This window comes from Streptomyces sp. NPDC057854, from assembly GCF_042797055.1.
In the GTDB taxonomy this organism is placed as follows: Bacteria; Actinomycetota; Actinomycetes; order Streptomycetales; family Streptomycetaceae; genus Streptomyces.
Window position 1 is genome coordinate 1 of record NZ_JBHVMF010000013.1, and the last position, 25,562, is coordinate 25,562.

Annotated in this window: 26 protein-coding genes and 2 tRNA genes; 18 read left to right on the plus strand and 10 right to left on the minus strand. The window is 73.5% G+C overall.

What is annotated here, in order from left to right:
• Window positions 1–55: 55 nt before the first annotated feature.
• Window positions 56–310, minus strand: coding sequence for a mycoredoxin (locus ACFVQZ_RS19600; RefSeq protein WP_030498049.1), 255 nt, complete (start codon window positions 308–310; stop codon window positions 56–58).
• A 240-nt stretch (window positions 311–550) separates the two neighbouring features.
• Here ACFVQZ_RS19600 and ACFVQZ_RS19605 point away from each other — a divergent pair, with 240 nt between their 5' ends.
• From ACFVQZ_RS19605 to ACFVQZ_RS19625, 5 genes are all read left to right on the plus strand, one after another.
• Window positions 551–2,758: an ATP-dependent DNA helicase UvrD2 gene (locus ACFVQZ_RS19605; RefSeq protein WP_383624260.1), complete on the plus strand. Its 2,208-nt coding sequence runs from the start codon at window positions 551–553 to the stop codon at window positions 2,756–2,758.
• Window positions 2,759–2,930: 172 nt separating this feature from the next.
• Window positions 2,931–3,263, plus strand: coding sequence for a hypothetical protein (locus tag ACFVQZ_RS19610; RefSeq protein WP_030498051.1), 333 nt, complete (start codon window positions 2,931–2,933; stop codon window positions 3,261–3,263).
• A 171-nt stretch (window positions 3,264–3,434) separates the two neighbouring features.
• A complete protein-coding gene (locus ACFVQZ_RS19615; RefSeq protein WP_030498052.1) occupies window positions 3,435–3,803 on the plus strand; it encodes a WhiB family transcriptional regulator in 369 nt (122 codons plus the stop codon).
• Window positions 3,800–4,159: a hypothetical protein gene (locus ACFVQZ_RS19620; protein WP_030498053.1), complete on the plus strand. Its 360-nt coding sequence runs from the start codon at window positions 3,800–3,802 to the stop codon at window positions 4,157–4,159. Before ACFVQZ_RS19615 ends, ACFVQZ_RS19620 begins: the two co-directional genes overlap by 4 nt.
• Before the next feature lie 99 nt (window positions 4,160–4,258).
• On the plus strand, window positions 4,259–4,441 hold the full coding sequence (locus tag ACFVQZ_RS19625) for a hypothetical protein (RefSeq protein ID WP_030498054.1): 183 nt from the start codon (window positions 4,259–4,261) through the stop codon (window positions 4,439–4,441).
• Window positions 4,442–4,456: 15 nt separating this feature from the next.
• Here ACFVQZ_RS19625 and ACFVQZ_RS19630 read toward each other — a convergent pair whose 3' ends face one another.
• Complete coding sequence (locus ACFVQZ_RS19630) at window positions 4,457–5,827, minus strand: AarF/ABC1/UbiB kinase family protein (protein WP_030498055.1); 1,371 nt, start codon at window positions 5,825–5,827, stop codon at window positions 4,457–4,459.
• The gene (locus ACFVQZ_RS19635; protein ID WP_383624267.1) at window positions 5,820–7,028 is read right to left on the minus strand and encodes a ThiF family adenylyltransferase; all 1,209 of its coding nucleotides are present in this window, start codon (window positions 7,026–7,028) and stop codon (window positions 5,820–5,822) included. Before ACFVQZ_RS19635 ends, ACFVQZ_RS19630 begins: the two co-directional genes overlap by 8 nt.
• Before the next feature lie 181 nt (window positions 7,029–7,209).
• Between ACFVQZ_RS19635 and ACFVQZ_RS19640 the strand changes: the two genes are divergently transcribed.
• The 4 genes from ACFVQZ_RS19640 to ACFVQZ_RS19655 all read left to right on the plus strand — a co-directional run bounded on the left by ACFVQZ_RS19640 (window position 7,210) and on the right by ACFVQZ_RS19655 (window position 11,007).
• The gene (locus ACFVQZ_RS19640; RefSeq protein WP_081958881.1) at window positions 7,210–7,755 is read left to right on the plus strand and encodes a M48 family metallopeptidase; all 546 of its coding nucleotides are present in this window, start codon (window positions 7,210–7,212) and stop codon (window positions 7,753–7,755) included.
• A 123-nt stretch (window positions 7,756–7,878) separates the two neighbouring features.
• Window positions 7,879–9,537 (plus strand): TerD family protein, encoded by a 1,659-nt coding sequence (locus ACFVQZ_RS19645; protein ID WP_030492745.1) that lies wholly within the window; start codon window positions 7,879–7,881, stop codon window positions 9,535–9,537.
• Window positions 9,538–9,551: 14 nt separating this feature from the next.
• Entirely contained in the window at window positions 9,552–10,232 is a 681-nt protein-coding gene (locus ACFVQZ_RS19650) for an AIM24 family protein (RefSeq protein WP_030492744.1), read from the plus strand.
• Between the two features lie 19 nt (window positions 10,233–10,251).
• Window positions 10,252–11,007 (plus strand): AIM24 family protein, encoded by a 756-nt coding sequence (locus tag ACFVQZ_RS19655; protein ID WP_030492743.1) that lies wholly within the window; start codon window positions 10,252–10,254, stop codon window positions 11,005–11,007.
• Window positions 11,008–11,078: 71 nt separating this feature from the next.
• Here the strand turns inward: ACFVQZ_RS19655 and ACFVQZ_RS19660 are convergent, their stop codons facing one another.
• Window positions 11,079–11,600 (minus strand): NUDIX hydrolase, encoded by a 522-nt coding sequence (locus ACFVQZ_RS19660; RefSeq protein ID WP_383624273.1) that lies wholly within the window; start codon window positions 11,598–11,600, stop codon window positions 11,079–11,081.
• On the minus strand, window positions 11,597–13,048 hold the full coding sequence (locus tag ACFVQZ_RS19665) for a zinc-dependent metalloprotease (protein WP_383624277.1): 1,452 nt from the start codon (window positions 13,046–13,048) through the stop codon (window positions 11,597–11,599). Before ACFVQZ_RS19665 ends, ACFVQZ_RS19660 begins: the two co-directional genes overlap by 4 nt.
• Window positions 13,049–13,239: 191 nt before the next feature.
• Here ACFVQZ_RS19665 and ACFVQZ_RS19670 point away from each other — a divergent pair, with 191 nt between their 5' ends.
• The 4 genes from ACFVQZ_RS19670 (at window position 13,240) to ACFVQZ_RS19685 (ending at window position 16,478) form a co-directional block, all read left to right on the plus strand.
• Window positions 13,240–14,349 (plus strand): SDR family oxidoreductase, encoded by a 1,110-nt coding sequence (locus ACFVQZ_RS19670; RefSeq protein ID WP_030492740.1) that lies wholly within the window; start codon window positions 13,240–13,242, stop codon window positions 14,347–14,349.
• An 80-nt stretch (window positions 14,350–14,429) separates the two neighbouring features.
• A complete protein-coding gene (locus ACFVQZ_RS19675) occupies window positions 14,430–14,891 on the plus strand; it encodes a molybdenum cofactor biosynthesis protein MoaE (RefSeq protein WP_030492739.1) in 462 nt (153 codons plus the stop codon).
• Between the two features lie 201 nt (window positions 14,892–15,092).
• The gene (locus tag ACFVQZ_RS19680; RefSeq protein ID WP_081958880.1) at window positions 15,093–15,305 is read left to right on the plus strand and encodes a hypothetical protein; all 213 of its coding nucleotides are present in this window, start codon (window positions 15,093–15,095) and stop codon (window positions 15,303–15,305) included.
• 84 nt (window positions 15,306–15,389) lie between these two features.
• Window positions 15,390–16,478 carry a PDZ domain-containing protein gene (locus ACFVQZ_RS19685; protein ID WP_030492738.1) on the plus strand — a complete coding sequence of 363 codons (1,089 nt, stop codon included), beginning with the start codon at window positions 15,390–15,392 and terminating at the stop codon, window positions 16,476–16,478.
• 34 nt (window positions 16,479–16,512) lie between these two features.
• On the opposite strand, the gene ACFVQZ_RS19690 is transcribed toward ACFVQZ_RS19685, so the two are convergent.
• Window positions 16,513–17,052, minus strand: a complete 540-nt coding sequence (locus ACFVQZ_RS19690) for a PPA1309 family protein (protein WP_030492737.1) — start codon at window positions 17,050–17,052, stop codon at window positions 16,513–16,515.
• A 135-nt stretch (window positions 17,053–17,187) separates the two neighbouring features.
• Here ACFVQZ_RS19690 and ACFVQZ_RS19695 point away from each other — a divergent pair, with 135 nt between their 5' ends.
• The 4 genes from ACFVQZ_RS19695 (at window position 17,188) to ACFVQZ_RS19710 (ending at window position 22,571) form a co-directional block, all read left to right on the plus strand.
• Complete coding sequence (locus ACFVQZ_RS19695; RefSeq protein ID WP_383624282.1) at window positions 17,188–20,088, plus strand: UPF0182 family protein; 2,901 nt, start codon at window positions 17,188–17,190, stop codon at window positions 20,086–20,088.
• 43 nt (window positions 20,089–20,131) lie between these two features.
• Window positions 20,132–20,205 (plus strand) — tRNA-Met (locus tag ACFVQZ_RS19700).
• Between the two features lie 202 nt (window positions 20,206–20,407).
• Window positions 20,408–22,450: a sel1 repeat family protein gene (locus tag ACFVQZ_RS19705; protein WP_383624285.1), complete on the plus strand. Its 2,043-nt coding sequence runs from the start codon at window positions 20,408–20,410 to the stop codon at window positions 22,448–22,450.
• 47 nt (window positions 22,451–22,497) lie between these two features.
• A tRNA-Met gene (locus ACFVQZ_RS19710) sits at window positions 22,498–22,571 on the plus strand.
• Between the two features lie 145 nt (window positions 22,572–22,716).
• Here the strand turns inward: ACFVQZ_RS19710 and ACFVQZ_RS19715 are convergent.
• The 3 genes from ACFVQZ_RS19715 to hisN all read right to left on the minus strand — a co-directional run bounded on the left by ACFVQZ_RS19715 (window position 22,717) and on the right by hisN (window position 24,543).
• Window positions 22,717–23,133, minus strand: a complete 417-nt coding sequence (locus ACFVQZ_RS19715; protein ID WP_030492734.1) for a Fur family transcriptional regulator — start codon at window positions 23,131–23,133, stop codon at window positions 22,717–22,719.
• Window positions 23,134–23,206: 73 nt separating this feature from the next.
• Complete coding sequence (locus ACFVQZ_RS19720) at window positions 23,207–23,593, minus strand: CBS domain-containing protein (RefSeq protein WP_030492733.1); 387 nt, start codon at window positions 23,591–23,593, stop codon at window positions 23,207–23,209.
• A 137-nt stretch (window positions 23,594–23,730) separates the two neighbouring features.
• Window positions 23,731–24,543, minus strand: a complete 813-nt coding sequence (hisN, locus tag ACFVQZ_RS19725; RefSeq protein ID WP_383624289.1) for a histidinol-phosphatase — start codon at window positions 24,541–24,543, stop codon at window positions 23,731–23,733.
• Window positions 24,544–24,667: 124 nt separating this feature from the next.
• On the opposite strand from hisN, the gene ACFVQZ_RS19730 reads away from it, so the two are divergent.
• Entirely contained in the window at window positions 24,668–25,303 is a 636-nt protein-coding gene (locus ACFVQZ_RS19730; protein ID WP_383624292.1) for a TetR/AcrR family transcriptional regulator, read from the plus strand.
• Here the strand turns inward: ACFVQZ_RS19730 and ACFVQZ_RS19735 are convergent.
• Window positions 25,195–25,518, minus strand: coding sequence for a multidrug efflux SMR transporter (locus ACFVQZ_RS19735; RefSeq protein WP_030492730.1), 324 nt, complete (start codon window positions 25,516–25,518; stop codon window positions 25,195–25,197). The two genes, ACFVQZ_RS19730 and ACFVQZ_RS19735, sit on opposite strands and share 109 nt — an antisense overlap.
• Between the last annotated feature and the right edge of the window lie 44 nt (window positions 25,519–25,562).

Here is a 25,562-nt window from a genome sequence, read left to right on the forward strand (position 1 = left end):
CGCGATGGGCCCGGTTCCGGCCGGAACGGGGCCCTTCGCGCGTACCCGGGACGCCTCAGACGGCGAGCGCCTGCTTGACCTGCGCCAGGCTCGGGTTGGTCATGACCGACTCGGTGCCGGAGGCGGAGACGACCAGGACCGTCGGGACGGTCTGGTTGCCGCCGTTGGCCTTCTCGACGAAGGCGGCCGAGGCGGGGTCCTGCTCGATGTTGATCTCGTCGTACGCGATGCCCTCGCGGTCCATCTGGCTCTTCAGCCGGCGGCAGTAGCCGCACCACTCGGTGCTGTACATCGTCACAGTGCCCTGCATGGCCAGGCGCTCCTCATCGGTCGGGGGTCGTGCCGAAGGAAGAACGTACGCCACCCGGCCGCCCATTCCCGCCCGCCGGGTGAGCTGCGCCGCTCCCGACGGGCGACCGGGGCGATCACGCGGCGGCGGGACCGTCGATCGGGCGGCGGTACGGGTGACGATCATGTGACGGTACGACCGCGAGCCCCGGCCTGTGGACGACGCGCCGCACCGGCCCGGCCGACCTGGCAGCATGGCGGAGTGACAGCAGCAACGCACTCCCCTCTCTTCCCGGGCGTCCCGGAGACCGCCGACGCGGTGCTCGACGGGCTCGACCCCGAGCAGCGCGAGGTCGCCCTGGCCCTGCGCGGCCCGGTCTGCGTCCTCGCGGGCGCGGGCACCGGCAAGACCCGGGCGATCACCCACCGGATCGCGTACGGGGTGCGGTCCGGCGTGCTGCCGCCCGCGAGCGTGCTCGCCGTCACCTTCACCAACCGCGCGGCGGGCGAGATGCGCGGCCGGCTCCGCCAGCTCGGCGCGGGCGGGGTGCAGGCCCGCACCTTCCACTCGGCCGCCCTCCGCCAGCTCCAGTTCTTCTGGCCGAAAGCGATCGGTGGCCCGCTGCCCCGGCTCGTGGAGCGCAAGGCCCCGCTGGTCGCCGAGGCCGCCGCCCGCTGCCGGCTCCGGCTCGACCGGAACGAGCTGCGGGACGTCACCTCCGAGATCGAATGGGCCAAGGTCACCCAGACCGTCCCCGCCGACTACCCGGCGGCCGTCGCGCGCGCCCGCCGCGAGGCCCCCCGGGACCCGGCCGAGACCGGCAAGCTCTACGCGATGTACGAGCAGCTCAAGGGCGAGCGCTCGGTGATCGACTTCGAGGACGTGCTGCTGCTCACCGTCGGCATCCTCCAGGACCGGCCCGACATCGCCGAGCAGGTCCGCCGGCAGTACCAGCACTTCGTCGTCGACGAGTACCAGGACGTCTCCCCGCTCCAGCAGCGGCTCCTGGAGCAGTGGCTGGGGGACCGGGACAGCCTCTGCGTGGTCGGCGACGCCAGCCAGACGATCTACTCCTTCACCGGCGCCACCCCCGACCACCTGCTGGACTTCCGCGTCCGGCACCCGCACGCCACCGTGGTCAAGCTGGTCCGCGACTACCGCTCCACCCCCCAGGTCGTCCACCTCGCCAACGGCCTCCTCGACCAGGCCAGCGGCCGGGCCGCCGACCACCGCCTGGAGCTGGTCTCGCAGCGCGAGCGCGGCCCCGAGCCCGTCTACACCGAGTACGCCGACGAGCCCGCCGAGGCCGAGGGCACCGCCCGCCGGGTCCGCGACCTGATCGCCGCCGGCGTCCCGGCCGGCGAGATCGCCGTCCTCTACCGGATCAACGCCCAGTCGGAGGTCTACGAGCAGGCCCTCGCCGACGCCGGCGTCCCCTACCAGCTGCGCGGCGCCGAGCGCTACTTCGAGCGCCAGGAGGTGCGGGAGGCGATCGCCGCCCTGCGCGGCGCGGCCCGCTTCGGGGCGAACGACTCGATCCTCGACGGCGCCGAGGACCTCCCGGCCCAGACGCGAGCGGTGCTTTCCGGCCACGGCTGGAGCACCCGGCCGCCCGCCGGCTCCGGCGCCGTCCGGGACCGCTGGGAGTCGCTGGCCGCGCTCGCCCGACTCGCCGACGACTTCGCCGCCGCCCGCCCCGGCGCCACCCTCGCCGACCTGATCGCCGAACTCGACGAGCGGACCGCCGCCCAGCACGCCCCCACCGTCCAGGGCGTCACCCTCGCGTCCCTGCACGCCGCCAAGGGCCTGGAGTGGGACGCCGTCTTCCTGGTCGGCCTCACCGACGGCATGATGCCGATCACCTACGCCAAGACGGACGAGCAGATCCAGGAGGAGCGCCGGCTCCTGTACGTCGGCGTCACCCGCGCCCGCGTCCACCTCACGCTCTCCTGGGCGCTCTCCCGCTCCCCGGGCGGCCGGCCCGGCCGCGTCCCCAGCCGCTTCCTCAAGGGACTCCGCCCCGGCTCCGGCAGCCGGACCGCCGGGTACGGCGCCACCGGCGGCGGCATCGAGCGCGGCGGCGACCGCGGACCGGCCGCCGCGACCGCCCGCCGCCGCCCGCGCGGCCCGGTCCGCTGCCGGGTCTGCGGCACCACCCTCACCGAGGCCGGCGCGATGAAACTGCTCCGCTGCGAGGACTGCCCCTCCGACATGGACGAGGGCCTGTACGAGCGGCTGCACGCCTGGCGCGACCGGCGCGCCCGGGAGCTCGGCCAGCCCGCGTACTGCGTCTTCACCGAGAAGACGCTCATGGCGATCGCCGAGCGGGTCCCCGCGACCCGGGGCGAGCTCGTGGTGATCGCCGGCGTCGGAGCCCGGAAGCTGGACCGCTTCGGAGCCGACGTTCTCGCCCTCTGCGCGGGCGAAGAGCCAGGTCACGAGGGTGCGGAGGACGAGGAGGACGTCTGATCGAAACTCGTGGGAAAAATAGTTTGCGCCCGCCCCGTCAAGCCCCATAGGTTCTTAACCACGCAACAGCGGCTTCATATGAAGCCCTGTCTCGTGCTGTACTTGTCCAAATGAACATCGAGAGCCCGGCTCGCACCCGAGCTCTCCGAGACGCCGAGAGGAGGCGATTCCAGTGATCAGCAACATCATCAGCACCAACGTCAGCACCAGCACCGTCGTCAGCACCGCCAAAATGACCGATCGCTCGGTCGTCTCCGCCTGCACCCTCGGCCTCTCCGCCGTCGCGCTCCTTGGCAGCGGTCTGCCCGTCACCGGTCTGTCCGGTCGCGGCATGGCCGTCATCGAGCGCAGCGAGCGACCGACCAAGGCACGGGTGGCTGAAGAGGGCAAGGCCGGATTCACGGCCTATGGCTTCGCGGCGGCCGGTGCCGGCAAGCAGCAGACGACGCAGCACCACACGATGTGGGCCTTCCGTGGGCTCGAACCCTGGAGTGATCCAGCCTGACCTGATCAGGCCGGCGCCTTCAGGGCCGCGGAACCCCACCCGGGATCCGCGGCCCTTCTGTTTGTCCCCGAACGGGGACGGCGGAGCGAAGGGGCCTCGGAACACGAGACACCCGGTACCAGCCGAAGACCCGGCCCACCGGCCGGAACGACCAGACGAGGAAAGACACCCGTGCAACTCGAAGCGCACGCCCCGTCCGTACCGCCTTCCGAAACGATCCCCCCGTCCGGCCTCACGGAGGACCACACCTTGACCCCCCTGACATCGCTCACCGCGCTCGACGACGCCATCGAGAACCTCGGCGTCCCCGTCCCGTGCCGTGCCTACGACCCGGAGGTCTTCTTCGCCGAGTCCCCGGCGGACGTCGAGTACGCCAAGTCCCTCTGCAAGACCTGCCCGCTGGTCGCGGCCTGCCTCGCCGGCGCCAAGGAGCGCCGCGAGCCCTGGGGCGTCTGGGGCGGCGAGCTGTTCGTCCAGGGCGTGGTCGTCGCCCGCAAGCGGCCCCGCGGCCGCCCGCGCAAGAACCCGGTCGCGGCATGACCGCCCCCACCTGGGAGGCACCCCACAAGGCCCCCAGGCGAACCGGAACGATCGACCATCCCCTCACGCACGATCCCCAGAAGCAGGCCCCGATGACCACGTCCGCCACCGAGCCCACCCGCTCCGCTACCCCCGACTTCACCCCCGCCGGCGCCTCCGCGCTGCGTCAGAACAGGACCCGCGACATGCAACTCATCCCAGAAGCCCTGGCCCGTGCCCATATGCACGAGCGACAGCGTGAGGCCGAGGCGGAACGTCAGGCCGTGCGCCTGATCGCCGCCCGGCGCATGCAGCGCCGCGCCGAGCGCGTCTCGCTGCGCGCCCGCCGCGCGCTGGCCATGGCCGTCATGCACTGAGCGCCCCACCAGGCGTCCCCGCGGGGGCCGGTCCGAACGGACCGGCCCCCGCGGTGCGTTGCCCCGCCGCGACCGCCCCGCCGGGCTATCGTCACGAGGATGAACGAGCCCCGCGCCGGGGAGGAGCCCGTGGCCTGCGCACGCTGCGGCAGGACCGCCGACATCCTCCCCCTCACCTGGACCTGCTCCGTCGAGAACGGCCGCCGCCAGTACTTCTGCGACGAGTGCGCCCGCGCCCACATCCGGGCCATCGAGAGCCGCCTCGACTCCTCCTGGTGGTGACCGGGCCCCCGGCCCTCAGGCCGCCGGGTCCCCGTCGAACCCCGGCAGCCAGGCCGACAGTTCGTCCCGCAGCCGGACCGTCGCGTTCAGCTGGCAGAGCACCCCGATCGTGGACAGCGTCACCCGGTGGATCAGCAGATACGACGGCGGCAGGTTCAGCTGCCGCCCCAGCTGGTGCGCCGGGGAACGCGGATCGGCGATCCGGGCCGCCTGCGTCCGCAGCCAGCCCCGGGTGAAGACGAAGGACTCCGCCGCCGCCGGCTCGATGATCGGCAGCAGGTAGTCCAGGACCTCGTCCGGGTCCAGCGCCACCGACTCCTTCACGAAACCCTCCTGGCGCAGCACCCCGTACACCGGCTCCGCCTCACCGGCCAGCGCCATCCGCAGACAGGTCCCGATCATCTCCGGAAGACCGCCCGGCAGCCGGTCCACCGTCCCGAAGTCCAGCACCCCGAGCCGCCACCCCGCAGGACCGCCGCCGTCCCCGCCGCCGTCCCCGGCGGCATCGCCGGACGGCAGCAGCCGGAAGTTCCCCGGATGCGGATCGGCGTGCAGCAGCCCCGTCCGCGCCGGACCCGAGAACAGGAACCGGGCCAGCAGCTGACCGGCCCGGTCCCGCTGCTCCTGACTGCCGTCCGCGATCACCTCCGCGAGCGGCACGCCGTCCATCCACTCCGTCACCAGCACCTGCTCCGCCTGGTGCACCACCGCCGGGACCACCACGTCCGGATCGTCCGCGAAGACCTCGGCGTGCTCCCGCTGCGCCCGCGCCTCCAGCGCGTAGTCCAGCTCCTCCGTCACCCGCTCCCGCAGCTCCGAGATCAGCGGCTTCACCTCGATCCCCGGCACCAGCGGCCCCAGCAGCCGGGCGAACCGGCTCAGCTGCGCCAGGTCCGACAGCAGCGCCTCCCCGGCCCCCGGGTACTGCACCTTCACCGCGACCTCGCGCCCGTCGTGCCACACCGCCCGGTGCACCTGCCCGATCGACGCGGCCGCCGCCGGCTTGTCCTCGAACTCCAGGAACAGCTCCCGCCATTCCGCCCCGAGCCGCTCCTCCAGGACCCCGTGCACGGTCCGCACCGGCATCGGCGGCGCCGCCTCCTGAAGCTTCGTCAGTGCCGCCCGGTACGGGCCCGCCACCTCCTCCGGCAGCGCCGACTCGAAGACCGACAGCGCCTGGCCGAACTTCATGGCCCCGCCCTTGAGCTCCCCGAGCACCTTGAACAGCTGCTCCGCCGTGCGCTCCTGGAGCTCCCGGGCGACGAACTCGGCGGACTTGCCGCCGATCCGTTTGCCCAGGCCCCAGGTCGCGCGGCCCGCGAAGCCCAGCGGCAACGCGGCCAACTTGGCGGTCCGGGTGACCGCCTTCCGGGGAAGATCAGACATGCGCCCCTCCAATTCCCAGACTGCCGTGCCGCGCAGGGCTGCGCCCCGCCATTGTGGACCGCGCCTCCCCGGCTGCTGAGACGCCCGCCCCCACCCTGCCGCGCGCGGCACCGCAGGGACAGGCCGGGTGGGGCACCAACCTCTCGGACCGCCACCCCAGGGCCGGCGCCGCCGCCTCCCAGCGCACCCCGGTACTCGCCGGCAGCTCCCCGTCCAGGAACGCCAGCGCGTGCCCCGCCGCGAGCCCCGCCACCGCCGCCGCCAGCGCCACGTCGCACGCCGGCAGCGGATGCGGCGCCCCCGAGCGCCACTGCGCCAGCAGCCGCGGCCACGCCGGGTCCCGGTCCGTCGCCTCCTCCTGGAGGCACCGCGCGCACGCCGTCCCGCCCGGCAGCACCAGCGGCCCCACCACGCCCGTCGCCTCCAGCACCCCCGCGTACAGGTGCGGCGTCCCCGCCGCCATCCACGGCTCCGCCGCCACCGGATCCGGCACCCGCACCCCCAGCCCGTCCCGCGGCGCCACCACCACGAGCGACACCGGCACCCCGCCCGCACCCGGCCCCGCCCCGGCCCGCCGGCCCGCCCGCCGCACCGCCACCGGACCGCGCGCCCAGCGCGCCACCAGCCGTCGCGCCGCCGCGACCCGCCGCTCGCCGACCGCCTCCGCCGGCAGCCCGCCCGGCGCCGTCTCCCACGGCTCCACCCGCCCGCCGTCCACCACCTCCACCTCGCCCACCCCGGCCGCCGCGAGCAGCGCCGCCACCGCCGCGCCCACCCGCCCCGCGCCCCGCACCACCACCCGCCGCTCCCGCCGGGCCGCCAGCGTCCGCAGCGCCCGGTCCGGCTCCGGGCCCACCACCGACAGCGCGGCCAGATCCGCCCGCAGCGGATCCAGCGCCGCGTCCACCGCTCCCGCCGCCGGCCCCGCCCGCCCCGGCCGCCCGGCGCCCGCCTCCACCAGCAGCCCCGCCGACGCGAGCCGCCCCAGCAACGCGTCCAGCCGCCCCTCCGGCAGCCCCAGCTCCGCCGCCTCCCGCCGCAGCAGCGCCGTCCCGCGCGTCCCGTCCATCAGCCCGAGCAGCCGGCCCGTCGCCGCGTCCACCCCGTCCAGCACCACCGCGTGCGCCGGCGCCACCCCGTACTGCGCGCACGTCAGACTCCGCCACGCCCGGCGCAGCGCCGGCTTCACCATCGGATGCATCCCGTCCCCGCCTTCCCCCGCGGCCTGATCGGCCGCGCGTCTTCGCTCCCGGGAACAGGTTGCCCGCCGCGACGCGACGGTGCGGAAAGTTGTCCACAGGCCCGCGCGAAAGTCATACGAACCGGCGTCGTCCCGGTCACACCCCGGGGATTCCGCCGGGCCGCCCGGTACCGTCGAGGGCGTGCCAGTCGAGATCCGCAGGAGCGCCCGCCGTACCCGATCCGTCTCCGCCTACCGCGAGGGGGACCGGACGATCGTGCTCATCCCGGCCCGGATGTCGGAGGCCGAGGAGCGCCGCTGGGTCGGGGTGATGCTGGAGAAGCTCGCCGCGAAGGACCGGGACAGGGAGCGCCGCGCCACCCGCGGCGACGCCGAGCTGGCCGAGCGGGCCGGCCGCCTCTCCGACCGGTACCTGGGCGGCAGGGCCCGGCCCGACTCGGTGCGCTGGGTCACCAACCAGAACAGCCGCTGGGGCTCCTGCACCCCCGCCGAGGGCACCATCCGCCTCTCCCACCGCCTCCAGCCGATGCCCGAGTACGTCGTCGACTACGTCCTCCTGCACGAGCTGGCGCACCTGCTGGTCCCCGGGCACGGCCCCGCGTTCTGGCGGCTCCTGGAGGCGTACCCCCGGACCGAGCGGGCCCGCGGTTACCTCGAAGGAGTGGTCGCCGCCGCCGGCCTGCCGCACCTCCACGAGGAGGAGACGGACGAGGACGCCACGGCCTGAGCCCGCCTCCGGCCCGTCCTTCCCGATTCCGTACCGGAACCGCCCCGGCCTGTCTCAATGTCGCTCCCAGCGGTTAGCCTGACGCGAGTCATTCGCCATCGGGATGGGGGACGGTCGTTACGCATGGCCAGGGAATTCCAACGCGGCCACAAGGCCAAGATCAGTGATCTGACCGCCGGCACCGATCTGTACGTGGGCGTGCAGATCGCGGCGCCCGGGCTCACCTTCGACATCAGCTGCTTCGGCCTCGACGCCGACGAGCGCCTTTCGGACGACCGCTACTTCGTCTTCTTCAACCAGCCGAAGTCGCCCGAGGAGTCCATCCAGCTGCTCGGCGCGCAGTCCGGCGACACCGAGTCGTTCCGCGTCACCCTCGACCGGATCCCCCCGCAGATCCACAAGCTGTCCTTCACCGCCACCATCGACGGCGACGGACAGATGTCGCAGATCGGCCCCGGCTGGATCAGGATCGTCGCCGGCGGCGAGGAGGTCGCCCGGTACGCCTTCACGGGTGCCGAGTTCTCCACCGAGCGCGCGGTCATGCTCGGCGACTTCTACCTGAAGGACGTGTGGCGGTTCGCCGCCGTCGGCCAGGGCTTCGACGGCGGCCTCGCGGCGCTGCTGCGGAACTTCGGCGGAGAGGTCCTGGAGGAGGAGCAGCCCGCGGCCCAGCCGCCCGCCGCCCCCCAGCAGGCCGCGCCGGCCTTCGGCGCGCCCGCCCAGGCCGCGCCGCCCCCGGCGTTCGCCGCCCCCGCCGCCCCGGCCCCCGCCCCGCAGCCCGGCTACGGCCCGCAGGCGCCGACCCCACCGCCCGCCCCGCAGCCGGTGCACACCCAGCCCACGATGGTCGCGCCGCTCGCGCCGGCCCCGGTGCCGCCGCCCCCCGCGCCGGCCGCGCCCGGGCCGTACGGGCAGCCCCCGCAGGCCCCCTACGGGCAGGTCCCGGGCCAGACCCCGCCGCCGGGCACCCCCTACGGGCAGCCGCCGCAGGCCCCGTACGGCCAGCAGCCCGGCTACGGGCAGCAGCCCGGATACGGCCAGCCCGCCCCCTACGGACAGCAGCCCGGCATGCCCCCCGGCATGCCGCCGCAGGGCGTCCCGCAGGGCGCGCCCGCCACCGGCGCCGGGCTCGCCGCCGCGCTCGCCCCCTTCAAGGAGACCGCGACCGGCGCCCGCTGGACCCCGCAGAACCAGCAGCTCATGCGGGTCGACCTGGCCATGGGCGGCACCCCCGTCCTCGCCCGGCAGGGCTCCATGGTCATGTACCAGGGCAAGGTCGACTTCTCCTACAAGGGCGCCGGTTTCGCCGGCCGGATCGTCGGCAACGCCACCGGCCAGGAGATGCAGCTGATGCGCTGCACCGGCCGCGGCCAGGTCTTCCTCGCCGAGAACGGCGCCCATCTGCACCCGATCGAGCTCCAGGGCGACGCCATCTGCGTCTCCGCGGAGAACGTGCTGGCCTTCGACGAGTCGCTCCAGTACGAGGTCCGCCGCATCGAGGGGCACGGCATCCCCGGCGGCGCCCTGTTCACCATGCAGTTCCAGGGCACCGGCACGGTGATCGTCAAGACCCACGGCATCCCCGTGGTCCTCCCGGTCACCCCGACGACCTTCGCCGACTGCAACGCGGTCGTCGCCTGGTCCGCCGCCTCGCAGGTGATCCTCTCCAGCCAGGTCCGGCTCCGGCGCAACGCCTTCCCCGGCCACAGCGGGGAGACCGTGAACCTCCAGTTCCGGGGCGCCCCCGGCAACTTCATCGTCGTCCAGCCGTACGAGGTCTGAGGGAGCCCGACACCATGAACCAGCAGCTCGCGGGCTTCGCCCCGACCCCCGTCGCCGCGCGCATGGAGAACCACGGCCGCGCCATGCTCAAGGTCGCCATGGCCTCCGGCCAGGACCTCTACGCCCGGGCCGGCTCGATGGTCGCCTACGAGGGCTTCATCAGCTACGAGCCCAACCCGCCCGCCGTCCGCCAGGTCGCCAAGGAGTGGGCCACCGGCGAAGGCGCGCCGATCATGAAGTGCGCCGGCGACGGCCTGCTCTACCTCGCCGACTACGGCGCCGACGTCGTCGTGATCAACCTCCAGAACGACTCGATCTCCGTCAACGGCACCAACCTCCTCGCCTTCGACGCCCACCTCCAGTGGGGCGTCGAGCGGGTCAAGGGCCTCGCCAAGTTCGCCGGCCAGGGCCTGTTCAACGTGGAGATCGCCGGCACCGGCTGGGTCGCGCTCACCTCGCGCGGCACCCCGATCGTCGTCGACTGCGGCCGGGGCGAGGACGAGACGTACGTCGACCCCGACGCGCTCGTCGCCTGGTCGCCGAACCTCAAGGTCAAGGGCAAGCGCAGCTTCAAGGCGTCCTCCCTCATCGGGCGGGGCAGCGGCGAGGCATTCCAGATGGCCTTCTCGGGCCAGGGCGTCGTCGTCGTACAGCCCAGCGAGGACAGCAGCGACCGGCTTCGGGTCCGGGGCTGAGGGGGAGCGAGAACACATCATGCAGAGCCCGCTTTTCAACCACGCCGAGCAGCAGAGCCAGGAGCGGTACGTCGTGCAGAACCCGCAGCTGCTGCGGGTCAGCCTCACCGGCCACGACGACATCCTCGCCCGCAAGGGCGCCATGGTCGCCTACCAGGGCCTCGTCGACTTCGACGGCGAGTACCAGTCCAGCAGCCAGCGGCAGGCCCGCGCCCGCACCGGCGAGGGCCTCGACCTGATGCGCTGCTCCGGCCAGGGCACGGTCTACTTCGCCAACCTGGCGCAGTACATCCACGTCGTGGAGGTCGACCACGAGGGCCTGACCGTCGACAGCGCGTACGTGCTCGCGCTCGACACGAGCCTCCACACCGAGGTGATCGCCGTCGACAGCCAGTACGGGGTCTCCGGCACCGGCAAGTACCAGCTGAACATCACCGGCCGCGGCAAGGTCGCCCTGATGACGTCCGGCCAGCCGCTGATGCTCCAGGTCACCCCGGAGAAGTACGTCAGCGCCGACGCGGACGCCATCGTCGCCTGGTCCACCTCGCTGCGGGTCCAGATGCAGGCCCAGACGCACAACACCAGCGTCCGCAGCCGCCGCGGCAGCACCGGCGAGGGCTGGGAGCTCAGCTTCCTCGGCCAGGGCTTCGCCCTCGTGCAGCCCAGCGAGGTCATGCCCCCGCAGAACGCGGCGATCGGACAGGGCGTCGCCGCCCAGTTCGGCGTCGGCCAGCACGGCGCCCACGGCCAGAACCAGAACAACGCCTGGAACTGACCCCGCGCCCCGCGGCACGCACGGCGAAGGGCCCCCGGTCGCGACCGGGGGCCCTTCGCCGTGCCGTCACCTCACAGGCGGGCCAGCGTGCCCTCCAGGAGCCGCACCACCGAGGTGTCCGCGACGGCGGCCACCTCGTCGTACGCGTACCACTTCAGGTCCAGCGACTCGTCGCTGATCCGCTCCACGCCGTCCGTCGGCGCGAGCGCCGCGTACTGCACGTCCAGGTGCCAGTGGCACGGCGCGGGGATCGGGTGCCGGTCGAGCCGCACCGGGCCGCCGGGCAGCAGCGTCAGCCCCGCGATCCCCGACTCCTCGGCGGCCTCGCGCAGCGCCACCGCCTCCAGGGTCGGGTCGCCCTCCTCGCAGTGGCCGCCCATCTGGAGCCACAGCCCGAGCTTCTTGTGCAGGGTCAGCAGCACCCGCCCGCGCGCGGGGTCGATCACCAGCGCGCTGCCGGTGAGGTGACCGGCCGAGCAGGGCTTGTACATGCCGTCCGGATGCGCCGCCAGGTGCTCCAGGTAGAGCTCGCGCAGCTCCGGCTGGCCCTCGTACTCCTTCAGGACGAGGACCGCGTCGTCGTGCAGGGTCACTTGCTGTCGTCCCCGTTCCCGCCGCCGTCCCCGTCGCCGTCCTGGGGCGCGTCGCCGCGGGCGGCCTCGCCGAGCATCTTGTCCAGCTCGGAGAAGTCCAGCTGCTCGCGGTGGACGAAGCCGTCCGGGTCGTCCAGGTCGGTCGCCGTCGGCAGCATGTCCGGGTGCTCCCACAGAGCGTCGCGGCCGTCGACGCCCCGCGCGTCGGTGAGCGAGGCCCACAGCCGGGACGCGTCCCGCAGCCGGCGGGGACGCAGCTCCAGGCCGATCAGGGTGGCGAAGGTCTGCTCGGCGGGACCGCCACTGGCGCGGCGCCGGCGCAGCGTCTCGCGCAGCGCGTCCGCCGAGGTCAGACGGGTCTTGGCGGCCTCGTGGACCACCGCGTCCACCCAGCCCTCGACCAGCGCGAGCGCCGTCTCCAGACGGGCCAGGGACGCCTTCTGCTCGGGCGTGTCCTGCGGCTGGAACATGCCGGACTGCAGCGCCTCCTGGAGCTGCTCCGGGTGCGTCGGGTCGAGCTGGGAGACGGCCTCCTCCAGCTTCGAGGTGTCGACCTTGATCCCGCGCGCGTACGACTCGACCGCGCCGAACAGGTGCGCCCGCAGCCACGGCACGTGGGCGAAGAGCCGCTGGTGGGCGGCCTCGCGCAGGGCCAGGTAGAGCCGCACCTCGTCGGCGGGGACGCCCAGGTCCTTGCCGAGCGCCGTCACGTTCAGCGGGAGCAGCGCGGCGCGGCCGGACGGACCGAGCGGCAGGCCGACGTCGGTCGAGCCGACGACCTCGCCCGCGAGGGCGCCGATGGCCTGGCCGATCTGCTGGCCGAACATGGCGCCGCCCATCGACCGCATCATGCCGATCAGCGGACCGGCCATGGCCTGCATCTCCTGCGGCAGCACGTCGCCCATGGCGGTGCCGACCCGCTCGGCGACCGGGTCCACCAGCTCCTTCCACGCGGGCAGGGTCGCCTCGACCCACTCCGCGCGGCTCCACGCCACCGCCGTGTGCGCGCCGGAGGGCAGCGAGGTCGCCTGGTCCAGCCACAGGTCGGCGAGGCGGACCGCCTCCTCGACCGCGGACTTCTCGGCCGGGCCCACACTGGCGTCCTTGACGCCGTCGGCGGTGCCCTGGGCGACCACCTGGCGCGCGATCTGCTTGGCCATGTCCCAGTTCACGGGACCGCCCTCGTAGCTGAGCATCTGCCCGAGCTGCTGGAAGGCCGCGCCCAGGTCGTTCGGATTCATCGACCCGAACATCGCGGCGAACGGGTTGTCCGCGCCGCCCTGGCCGCCCATGCCGGGGATGCCGAAACCGAACGGGTTCGCCCCGAACGGGTTGCCGCCCTGGCCGCCGGACCCCTGGCCACCTCCGGCGGGGTCCTTCTTCTTGCCTTCGTCGCCGTCCTCCGGCTCCTCCGGCGGAAGGCCGAATCCGAATGGGGTGTCACTCACAGGTTTCCTCGGCTCCTAGGGCCACCGGCCTCCTGCCGGCGGCGACTGCCCGCTGCACAACACCAGCGTAGACATCCGGGTCGGATATGGGCTCACGTCTCCGCCGGGCCGTGCCCTGCGGCAGGATGGACGCCACCTGGTCCGTACGCGTCATCCCCGTACGTACTGAAGACAACCTCTGGAGTCGGTCGGTGAGTTCCCCAGATCCGCAGGTTCGCGGAGCGCGAAACCACTCAACCCGGTCCGCCGCGCGCGGCCCCGTCGTCGCGGTGACCGGCGCCGCCACCGGCGTCGGCGCCCTGCTGACCGCCCGGCTCGCCGCCTCGGACGAGGTCCGTCGGGTCGTCGCCGTCGACGAGCGGCGCGGCGAGGTGGCGGAGGCCACCTGGCACGTCCTCGACGTACGGGATCCGGCCATCGCCGAGAAGCTGCGCGGCGCCGACGTGGTCGTGCACCTCGCCGTCGACCTCGACCTGGAGACCGACCCGGCCGCCCGGACGGCGTACAACGTGCGCGGCACCCAGACCGTCCTCACGGCCGCGGCGGCGGCCGGCGTCCACCGGGTCGTGCTGTGCACCTCGACCATGGTCTACGGCGCCCTCCCCGACAACGACATCCCGCTCTCCGAGGACGCCGAGCTGCGGGCCACCGCCGAGGCCACCGGCGTCGGCGACCTGCTGGAGATCGAACGGCTCGGCCGCCGCGGCTCCCGCGCCCACCCCGGCCTCAACGTGACCGTGGTCCGCCCGGCCGTCCTCGTCGGCGGCACGGACACGGCACTGACCCGCTACTTCGAGTCGCCGCGCCTCCTGGTCGTCGCCGGATCCCGGCCCACCTGGCAGTTCTGCCACGTGGAGGACCTGGTCAGCGCCCTGGAGTACGCGGCCCTGGAGAAGGTCGACGGCGAGTTCGCGGTCGGCTGCGAGGGCTGGCTGGAGCAGGAGGAGGTCGAGGAGCTGTCGGGGATCCGGCGCATGGAGCTGCCCTCCGCGGTCGCGCTCGGCGCGGCGGCCCGGCTGCACCGGATCGGCCTCACGCCGTCCCCGGCGGGCGACCTCGCCTACACGATGCACCCGTGGGTGGTGAGCGTCGGCCGGCTCCACGACGCGGGCTGGCGGCCGAAGTGGACCAACGAGGAGGTCCTGGCGGCGCTGCTGGAGGAGGTCCAGGGCCGGCACACGGTCGCCGGCCGGCGGCTGGGCCGCAAGGACGCCACGGCGGCGGGCGCGGCGGGCGCGACGGTGGCCCTCCTCGGCACCGCGGCCCTGGTCCGGCAGATGCGGAAGCGGCGCGGCCTGTAGGACCCTCCGACGGAGGGGCCCGGTCCACCGGTCGAAAACGCTATTCCGGGATGTCGGAGGCGTGCGGCACCATGGACCGCATGACCACGACGCACGACCACCCCGGTGAGCTGGCCGCGGACGACCCGATCAAGCTCCTCGCCATCCGCGACACCCCGCTCTCGGTCGACGAGGTCTTCCGCGCCGTCGGCGACGACGCCGCGGGCGGCACCACCCTGTTCGTCGGCACCGTGCGCAACCACGACGGCGGCGCCGATGTCGACCGGCTGGGCTACTCGTGCCACCCGAGCGCCGAGGCGGAGCTGCGCCGGGTCGCCGAGAAGGTCGTGGCCGACTTCCCGGTCCGCGCCCTGGCCGCCGTCCACCGCGTCGGCGACCTCGCCGTGGGCGACCTGGCGGTCGTCGTCGCCGTGTCCTGCCCGCACCGCGGTGAGGCGTTCGCGGCGTGCCGCAAGCTCATCGACGACCTCAAGCACGAGGTCCCCATCTGGAAGCACCAGACCTTCTCGGACGGCACCGAGGAGTGGGTGGGCGCCTGCTGAGCGCTCGCCCCGAGGCTGGGGGTCCCCCCGGACGGAGTCTGGGGGAGGGTGGGCGCCTGCTGAACCCCCTTCGGGGTGGCAAGGCGACGCGCCGACACCCCGTAGCCGAACGCCCGATTTGCGTAACCGGCCCCCAGGCCCGAGCGTTGTTGGCACAGATGAATAATCTGCTGATCAACTCACTGGGGATGGGAGGTCGGGATGGCAGCGCTCGCCTGGTTGCTGATTCCGCTTTTCGCAGTCGTCGGCGCGGCGATATGGGGAAGCTGGGTCCAGAGGAACAAGACCATAGGCGACGTGGCCGAACTCGCCGGCTACGCCCGCTTCCGGGACGCCATGGAGCGTTCCCACCCGGCCGCGCCCCGCGCCGACGCCTTCCGCACGGCGTCCGAACCGGCCCCCGCCGAGTCCTGACCGCCGTCCCCGCCGCGCCCTGACGGCGTCCCGGACGGACCGCCCCACGGGTGCGCGCACAGGCGAGTCCCGTACTGTCGTTCCATGCCACGCCGCACCGCGACGATGCTCGCCTCCACCCTGGTCCTGATCTGCCTGCTGATCGCCGGCGTCCTGATCCCGGTGCCGTACGCGGAGATGAGTCCCGGTCCTACGGTCAACACGCTGGGCGAGGCGCGCGGCGAGCCGGTCCTCCAGATCTCCGGCCGCAAGACCTACCCGACCGACGGCCACCTCAACATGACGACGGTCAGGGTCACCAGCGCGGACTACAAGATGAACGCCGTAGAGGCGGTCTACGGCTGGCTGGCGCACGACAACGTGGTCGTGCCGCACGACACCCTCTACCCGGACGGGAAGACGGAGGAGGAGTCGAGCCAGGAGAACGCCGAGGAGTTCAGCCAGTCGCAGGAGAGCGCCAAGGTGGCCGCCCTCGACGAGCTCGGCATCCCCTTCACCACCCGGGTCGTCGTCGCCTCCGTGGTGAAGGGCTCCCCGGCGGAGGGCACCCTGCACGCCGGCGACGTGATCAAGGCCGTCGACGGCGCCGCGGTGACCGAGCCCGGCGACGTCGCCGCGGAGGTCACGAAGCGCAAGCCGGGCGAGAAGGTCGAGTTCACCGTCGTCCCGGCCAAGGAGGCCGCCGCCGCCGAGAAGGCGCACAAGGAGGCGACCGTCACCCGGAAGGTGGTCCTCACCACCGCGAAGTCCGAGGAGGGCGACCGGGCGATCGTCGGCATCCAGGCGGGCACCGACCACGTCTTCCCGTTCACCATCGACATCAAGCTGGCCGACGTCGGCGGCCCCAGCGCCGGTCTGATGTTCGCGCTCGGCATCGTCGACAAGCTGACCCCGGGCAGTCTCACCGGCGGCAGGTTCGTCGCCGGTACCGGGACCATCGACGACGACGGCGAGGTCGGCCCGATCGGCGGCATCCAGATGAAGCTGGTCGGCGCGCGGAACGCGGGCGCCGAGTACTTCCTCACCCCCGCCGACAACTGCGCCACCGCGGCGAGCGACGTCCCCGACGGGCTCACCCTCATCAAGGTCGACACCATCGACGACGCCACGAAGTCCCTGGCGAAGCTCCGCGCGGGCGACACCGCGGGCCTCCCGCGCTGCGCGAAGGGCTGAGCCGGTACGGAACCGGCCCAGCGCCCCGTACGGCTCAGCCCTCGAAGGTCGCGGCCAGCGCCTCGGCGAGCCCCGGCACCAGGTCCGGGCCGGTCAGCACCTCGGTGGGGGAGTCCTTCTCGCGCAGCCGGATCGCGGCCTCCCGGGTGCCGTCCCGCAGCACGGCGACCGTCATCCGGACCTCCTGGCGGTCCGGGTGCGCGGCCACCCACTTGTTCAGCCTGGCGCCGCTGAGGTCCTTGGGGACCTGGGCCTCCGCGGACGGCGGCAGCATCAGCCGTTCCACCGTCAGCGCGCAGCCCGCGACCGCCTCGGGCCAGGCGATCGTGCCGAGGAACTCGTCGAGCGGCTTCCCCTTGGGGATCTCCTCCTGCTCGATCGGGGTGTAGGCGGTGGCGTCCTCACCGAGCTTCAGCGAGGGCGCCTGGGCCCGCAGCCGGGCGGTGTCGACCAGGGCGAAGAGACGGGCGGGCCGGTCCCAGCCGAGACCCGAGGCGTACTCGTCGATCTCGAGCACCGCGCGGGTGAGGGGACTGGAGGCCATCGGCGGGCCCGAGGGGGAAACGTTGGACATGACCAATATCCTGCCTCCTCTTCCCCCGGAGACGGGAACTAGGTAAAGCGTCGGTAAGTTGCATCTGTGGGCCCTACGATCGCGGGGCCCGCATTCCGACGCATCAACACCGAGGGGCGCACGTTGGCTTTCCAGATGCCGGACCGTGGCGGAGGCCCGTCCGGGCCAAGGATCAGAGTCGGCCGGCCGTCCCGGCGGGCCCGCACCCTGCTGATGACACTGGGCGTGCTGGCCGTCCTGGCCATGGCGTTCGTGATGTTCGCCGGGTTCTGGACGGACTGGCTGTGGTACCGCTCGGTCCACTACTCGTCCGTGTTCACCACCACCCTGTGGACCAAGATCGGGCTGTTCGCGGTCTTCGGCCTGCTCATGGGTCTCGCCGTCGGCCTCAACATCTGGCTGGCGTACCGGCTCCGGCCGCCGCTCAGCGCCATGTCGCTGGAGCAGCAGAGCCTCGACCGGTACCGGATGGGCGTCGCCCCCTTCAAGAAGTGGGTGCTGCTCGCGGTCACCGCCCTGGTGGGCCTGATCGCCGGCGCCTCCGCCTCCGGCCAGTGGCGCACCTGGCTCATGTGGGTGAACGGGGTGGACTTCGGCGAGAAGGACTCCCAGTTCGGCAAGGACGTCTCGTTCTACGCCTTCGACCTGCCCTGGTACCGCTTCCTGCTGGCCTTCGGCTTCGCCGCCGTGGTGCTGTCGCTGATCGCCGCGGCGATCACCCACTACCTGTACGGCGGACTGCGGGTCACCAGCCCCGGTGCCCGCGCCACCGCCGCCGCCACCGGCCACCTCTCGGTGCTCCTCGGCGTCTTCGTCGCCCTGAAGGCCGTGGCGTACTGGCTCGACCGGTACGGCCTGGCGGTGAAGTCCAGCGACTTCAAGGCCACCGGCAACTGGACCGGCCTCAGGTACGTCGACGCCAACGCCTACCTGCCGGCGAAGACGATCCTCTTCTGCATCGCCGTCATCTGCGCGGTGCTCTTCTTCGCCACCCTGTGGCGCCGCACCTGGCAGCTGCCGGTCATCGGCTTCGGCCTGATGGTGCTGTCGGCGGTGCTGATCGGCGGCCTGTACCCGGCGATCGTGCAGAAGTTCCAGGTCCAGCCGAACGAGCAGGCCAAGGAAGCCCCGTACATCCAGCAGAACATCGACGCCACCCGCAAGGCGTACGCGATCGACGACACCAAGCTGGAGAACTACTCGGGCAAGTCGACGGTCAAGGCCAAGGACAAGCTGCGGACGGACGCCGACTCGGCGGCGGCCTACCGGCTCCTCGACCCCAACATCGTCTCGCCGACGTTCCAGCAGCTGGAGCAGAAGCGGAAGTACTACCAGTTCCCGACGACGCTCGACGTGGACCGCTACAAGGGCCAGGACATCGTCATTGGCCTGCGCGAGCTGAACATCCGCGGCATCCCGAAGCGGAACTGGATCAACGACCACTTCACCTACACCCACGGCTACGGCGCCATCATGGCCCGCGGCACCCAGACCGACGCCAACGGCTCCCCGGTCTTCACCGAGTCGGGCCTCCCGACCACCGGTGAGCTCGGGAAGTACGAGCAGCGGATCTACTACGGCGAGAAGACCGACCAGTACTCGATCGTGGGCGGCCCCCAGAAGGAGCTGGACTACGAGGAGAACGGCGAGAAGACCACCAGCTACCAGGGCAAGAGCGGCGTCAGCCTGGAGAACGCCTTCAACCGCGCCGCGTACGCGGTGGCCTTCAGCGAGCCGCAGATCCTCTACTCCGGGGCCATCGGCGACGGTTCGCGGATCCTGTACAACCGCACGCCCAAGCAGCGCGTCGAGGCCGTCGCCCCCTGGCTGACCATCGACGGCGACGCCTACCCGGCCGTCGTCGACGGGCGCATCCAGTGGATCGTCGACGCCTACACGACCAGCAACGGCTACCCGTACGCCTCGCGGACCACGCTCGGCGACACCACGGCCGACTCGCTGACCGTCGGCAACCAGCAGCGCGCGGTCGTCGCCCAGCAGAACCAGGTCAACTACATCCGCAACTCGGTGAAGGCCACCGTCGACGCCTACGACGGCTCCGTCACCCTGTACCAGTGGGACACCGAGGACCCGGTCCTCAAGACCTGGATGAAGGCCTTCCCCGGCACGGTGAAGCCGAAGGCGGACATCAAGGCCGGCCTGCTGGAGCACCTGCGCTACCCGCAGGACATGTTCAAGGTCCAGCGCGAGCTGCTGACCCGCTACCACGTCACCGACCCGGCCCAGTTCTACAGCGGCTCGGACGCCTGGCAGGTGCCGGACGACCCGACCAACAAGGACAACGTCGCCGTGCCGCCGTACTACCTGAGCATGAAGATGCCCGGGGACGCGGAGCAGCGCTTCTCGCTGACCACGACGTTCACCCCCAACGGGCGGCCCAACCTGGGCGGCTTCATGGCGGTCGACGCCGACGCCACCAGCAAGGAGTACGGCCGGCTGAGACTCCTCCGGGTCACCGAGGACGTGCCGGGACCGGCGCAGGTGCAGAGCAAGCTCAACGGTCTGCCCGACGTCGCCACCTTCGTCCGCGACATGAAGGGCGCCGACTCGGACATCCAGTACGGCAACCTGCTCACCGTGCCGCTCGACGGCGGGTTCCTGTACGTGGAGCCGGTCTACGCCCAGGGGCGGAACGCGCTCTACCCGCTCCTGAAGAAGGTCGCGGTCTCCTACGTGGACGCCGACCAGCCGGACGGCGACACCACCAAGGACACCACGGTGTTCGAGAACAACCTCACGGACGCGCTCAACGCGGTCTTCGGGGTGGAGGGCACGGCCCCGCCGTCCCCGCCGGACACCGACGAGCCGACCGAGCCGCAGCCGCCGGCCTCGGCCGACGCGGCGCTGAAGCAGGCGATCGCCGACGCCCAGAAGGCGTACGACGCGGGCGAGGCGGCCCTCGCGAAGGGCGACTGGGCGGCCTACGGCAAGGCCCAGGACGACCTCCAGGCCGCGCTCGAGAAGGCCGCGGAAGCGGGCGCCAAGATCCAGCCGCAGCGCGCTTCCGGCAGCTGACCTGCGGCCTTCACCCCGCGTCGTGATAGTGTGACATCACCGACGCGGGGTGGAGCAGCTCGGTAGCTCGCTGGGCTCATAACCCAGAGGTCGCAGGTTCAAATCCTGTCCCCGCTACTGACACGAGGGCTCGGATCCATAAGGATCCGGGCCCTCGTCGCGTGTCGTGGTGACGGGGGGCGCAGAAGAGCGGTACGGAAGGGGCGAGTTGAGGCGTCTCGTGTTTGACTTGTCTCTCTGTGGGCATGTCGACAAAACGCTGAGGTGACCTCACGGGCTGCGGTATACCGGGTGTGCGCGGGTTGCGGGTGGTGCGACGATGGTATTTATGGGGGACAGGGCAACTCTGTTGGAGACAGGGCGGTTTGTGCAGCGGCACGCCAGAAACGCCGCGGACGAGATCATCGAGGCAGTGCCGGCCGTCGACGTGGCCGCCGACACCCCCGCCGGAACCGGCACGCACACCGTCCCGGACCCCGGCCCGGACACCGAGGCCGAGACGGAGGCCGAGACCGAGGCCCGGCACCGCAAGGCCGCCGAGCGCGGTGACACCGACGCCATGAGCGCCCTCGGCGCCCTGCTGCTGCGCCGCGGCGACCTCGCCGGCGCCGAGCCCTTCCTGCGCGCCGCCACCGCCGAGGGCGACCGGGCCGCCGCCAACAACCTCGGCGTCCTGCTCCACCAGCGCGGCTACCCCGACGAGGCCGCCGGCTGGTGGCGCGTCGCCGCCGTCGCCGGCTCCGCCCCCGCCGCCCACGCCCTCGGCCGCCACCACCGCGAGCGCGGCGACGAACCCGCCGCCGAGTACTGGCTCCGCCAGGCCGCCGAACAGGGCCACGCCCTCGGCGCCTACGCCCTCGCCGACCTCCTGGAGCACCGCAGCGACGTCGGCGCCGAGCGCTGGTTCCGCGCCGCCGCCGAACAGGGCCACCGGGAGGCCGCGTACCGGCTCGCCCTCGCCCTGGAGCGGCGGGCCACCGAGTCCTACCGCGGCCCGCACGCCTACGGCCCCGCCGCCGGCCGCCCCGGCCACGCCTACGACACCGCCGGCCGGCTCCGCGCCGCCGACACCCTCCGCGCCGGCGACCGCGCGTCCGGCGCCGCGCGCCCCGAGCCCGCCGCGCCCCGCACCGCCGAGGCGGCCGGCGCCGGGCTGCTCGGCGAGGCCGAGCAGTGGTTCCGGCAGGCCGCCGCGCGCGGACACCGGCGCGCCGCCCTCCACCTCGGCGCCATCCTCGAACACCGCGGCGAGCTGAAGGAGGCCGGACGCTGGTACCTCAGCGCCGCCAAGGAGGGCGAGGCCAAGGCCGCCTGCGCCCTCGGCTTCCTGCTGCGCGACGCCGGCGACGAGGAGAGCGCCGCCGTCTGGTGGCTGCGCGCCGCCCAGGACGGCGACGGCAACGCCGCCAACGCCCTCGGCGCCCTGCACGCCGCCCGCGGCGAGCAGCAGACCGCCGAGCGCTGGTACCGCGCCGCCATGGACGCCGGCGACGTCAACGGCGCCTACAACCTCGGGCTGCTCTGCGCCGCCCAGGACCGTCTCCCGCAGGCCGAGCAGTGGTACCGCCGCGCCGCCTACGCCGGCCACCGCGAGGCCGCCAACGCGCTCGCCGTGCTGCTCCTCCAGGCCGGGGACGCGGGCGGCGCCGAGCCGTGGTTCTCCAAGGCCGCCGAGGCGGGCTCGGTGGACGCCGCCTTCAACCTGGGCATCATCCACGCGGGCCGCGACGACGACCGCACCGCCCTCGTCTGGTACGAGCGGGCCGCCGCCGCCGGGCACACCGAGGCCGCCCTCCAGGTCGGCATCGCCGCCCTGCGCGACGGCGACGAGCAGACCGCCGAACGGCACCTGCGCTGCGCCGCCGGCGGCGGCAGCGCCGAGGCCGCCTTCCGGCTGGCCACGGTCCTCGACGCCCGCCGCCCCGAGCCCGGCCCGGTGGTCCTCGGCGCCCCCGTCGACCAGAAGACCGAGTGCGAGGAGTGGTACGAGCGGGCCGCCCAGCAGGGCCACCGGCGCGCCCAGGTGCGGGTCGGGATGCTCGCCGCCGGGCGCGGCGACCTCGCCGGGGCCGCCCGCTGGTACCGGGAGGCCGCCGAGGCCGGCAGCCGCAACGGCGCCTTCAACCTCGGGCTGCTCCTCGCCCGCGAGGGCAACGAGCGGGAGGCCGCCCTGTGGTGGACCCGGGCCGCCCGGGCCGGGCACGGCCGCGCCGCGCTCCGGCTCGGCCTGCTCGCCGCCCGCCGCGGCGAGCTGTCCGAGGGCCGCACCTGGTGCGCCCGCGCGGTGAAGCTCGGCCCGGCCGAGGTCGCCGAGCGGGCCGCGCGGCTCAGCGAGGCGCTGCACGAGGAGCTCACGGCGTAATGCGATTTGCTCCTGTCACCGGGGTCCCGTAAGGTGGTGTTCACCGACGCGGGGTGGAGCAGCTCGGTAGCTCGCTGGGCTCATAACCCAGAGGTCGCAGGTTCAAATCCTGTCCCCGCTACTCAGTAGCCCGAAGGCCCGGATCGTCTCCCGATGATCCGGGCCTTCGGCGTTCCCGGGACGCGGGGACGGAAGCGGGACGCGGGCGCGCGAAGCGGGAAGGGCGCCCCTCCTGCGTCAGGAAGGGCGCCCTTCTTCGGTCGTCGCTAGGCCGCCGCGCAGTTCGGGCAGAGGCCGCGGTAGGTGACCTCGACGTCCGAGATCGTGAAGCCGAAGCGCTCCGCGTCCGGCAGGTCCCGCAGCGGGTCGCCCGCCGGGTGCACGTCGCGGATCGCGCCGCAGCCGGCGCAGACCAGGTGCTGGTGGGGCCGGTGCGCGTTCGGGTCGTACCGCTTGGCGCGGCCGTCGGTGGCGACCTCGATGACCTCGCCGAGCGTCACCATCTCGCCCAGCGTGTTGTAGACGGTCGCACGGGAGATCTCGGGCAGGCGCTCGACGGCGCGGGCGTGCACCTCGTCGGCGGTGAGATGCACGTGGTCGCCGTCGAGGACCTCGGCGACGACGCGGCGCTGCGCGGTCATCCGCCAGCCGCGTCCGCGCAGTCGTTCCAACAGGTCGCTCATGAAGGCCAGGGTAACAGCGGGCGGAAAACGGACGGAACGGCCTTCCGGCCCGTGGGACACGGGCCGGGCCGGTTCACTCGGCCGCGCTGTGCGCCGGGAGCCAGCAGCGGATGATGTCGCGGACCGACACCATGCCGACCGGTCCGAGGCCGTCCAGGACGACCAGGTGGCGGAAACCGCCGCGGGTCATCGCCTCGGCGGCCTCCTCCAGTGTCCAGCCGGGCGCCGCGAAGACCACGTCGCGGGTGGTGTGCGAGCCGGCCGTCTCGCGGTCGGGGTCCTGGCCGAGGCCGAGGGAGTTGAGGACGTCGCGTTCGGTGAGGATGCCGAGCCCGGCGTCGCCGTCGAGGACGACGGCGGCGCCGACCCGGCGGGCGGACATCAGCCGGGCGGCCTGCCGGAGGGTGTGGGCGGGGCCGATGGTGAGGATGACGGTGCTCATGGCGTCACGGACGAGCATGGATGGAGCCACCTCCTCGGAACCGCCCACGTGAGGCGATTCACAAGCGCACAAGCGGGGGAGTCTCAGACTCGCACCGGGGGAGGGGGCCGACAAGGGGGCGCGCGGGGCGCCCCCGGGGGCGGGCGGGGGCGCGCTCAGGCGTCCGGCGCCGCCGCGTGCCCCAGGCGCCCCAGCAGTTCCGCGTGGAGCAGACCGTTCGAGGCCGCCGCGTTCCCGCTGTGCGGGCCGGGCCGCCCGTCCAGGCCGGTGTACGCGCCGCCGGCCTCCTGCACCACGATCGCCACCGCCGCCATGTCCCACAGCGACAGCTCCGGCTCCGCGCACAGGTCCACCGTGCCCTCGGCGACCATCATGTACGGCCAGAAGTCGCCGTACGCCCGGGTCCGCCAGCACGCGCGCGTGAGGTCCAGGAAGGCGTCGAGCCTGCCGCGCTCCTCCCAGCCGCTCAGCGACGAATACGCGAACGAGGCGTCGGCCAGCGACGCCACCCCGGACACGCCGATCCGGGTCCCCTCGTCCAGCCCGGTGCCCGCGAAGGCGCCCAGGCCCTTCGCCGCCCACCAGCGGCGGCCCAGCGCCGGCGCCGACACCACGCCGACCACCGGCTGGAAGCCGTCCTCGCCCTCCTCCATCAGCGCGATCAGGGTCGCCCACACCGGCACCCCGCGCACGTAGTTCTTGGTGCCGTCGATCGGGTCGATCACCCAGCGGCGCGGGCCGGTGCCCTCCACGCCGTACTCCTCGCCCAGGATCGCGTCCCCGGGCCGCTCCTTCTGGAGCTCCGCGCGGATCAGCTCCTCGGCGGCCCGGTCCGCCTCGCTCACCGGCGTCATGTCCGGCTTCGTCTCGACCTTGAGGTCCAGCGCCCGGAAGCGGGCCATGGTGGCCGCGTCGGCGGCATCCGCGAGGGCATGGGCAAGACGCAGGTCATCGTGGTAATCGGCCATGCCCGGCACTCTAGCGCCGCCCCCGCACCGCCCGGCGAACCGTCTCGCCCCCGGCCCCCGTGCCCTTGACAGCGCCCCCGCCCCTGCCGACGCTGGGGGACCACCGACCGGACCGGAGGCGCCCATGCCGACCGCCCGCGAGGCCCTGCTCGACGCCGCCCTGGCAGCCCTGGCCCGGCACCCCTGGTCCGCCGTCCGGATGGCCGACCTCGCCCGCGCCGCCCGGGTCTCCCGGCAGACCCTCTACAACGAGTTCGGCAGCAAGGAGGGGCTGGCCCGGGCCCTCGTCCGGCACGAGGCCGACGCCTACCTCGACGGCGTCCGCCGGCTGCTCGCCGCCCCCGAACCCTCCGCCCGCGACCTCGCCGCCCTCGCCGAGTGGACCGTCGCCCGGGCCGGCGACCGGCCGATACTCCGCTCGCTGCTCACCGGCGCCTGGACCGAGGGACTGCCCCGCCCCCGCCCGGTCCGGCCGGGCGCCCCGCCCGCCCCCGTACCCGCCCAGCGGCGGGCGGACGCCGGGGCGCCGGCGCCGGGGGAGCTCCTCGCGGCGGGCGCGCGCTGCGCGGGGGAGCGGTGGGCGGCCGGCTGCGAGCTGGTCCTGCGGCTCGCCGTCAGCCACGTCGTCGCCCCGGCGCTGCCGCCGGAGGGTCAGTGCGCCGAGCCGGACAGCTGGAGGCCGATGACCCCCACGATGACGAAGGTGATCGAGACGATCTTGAGCGTGGAGACCAGGTCGCCGAGGAACACCATGCCGTAGATGGCGGTGCCGGCCGCCCCGATCCCCGTCCACACCGCGTACGCCGGGCCCACGTCCAGCTTCTTCAGGGCGAGCGTCAGCAGCCCGAAGCTGCCCAGGGCGAAACAGGCGAAGGCGATCGTCGGCCAGAGCCGGGTGAAACCGTGCGAGAGCTTCAGGCAGACCGCGAAGCCCGTCTCCAGGAGCCCCGCGACCACCACCAGCAGCCACGCCATCGTCCCCGCCTCCCACCCGGTCCGGATCAGCCGCACTTGTGCGG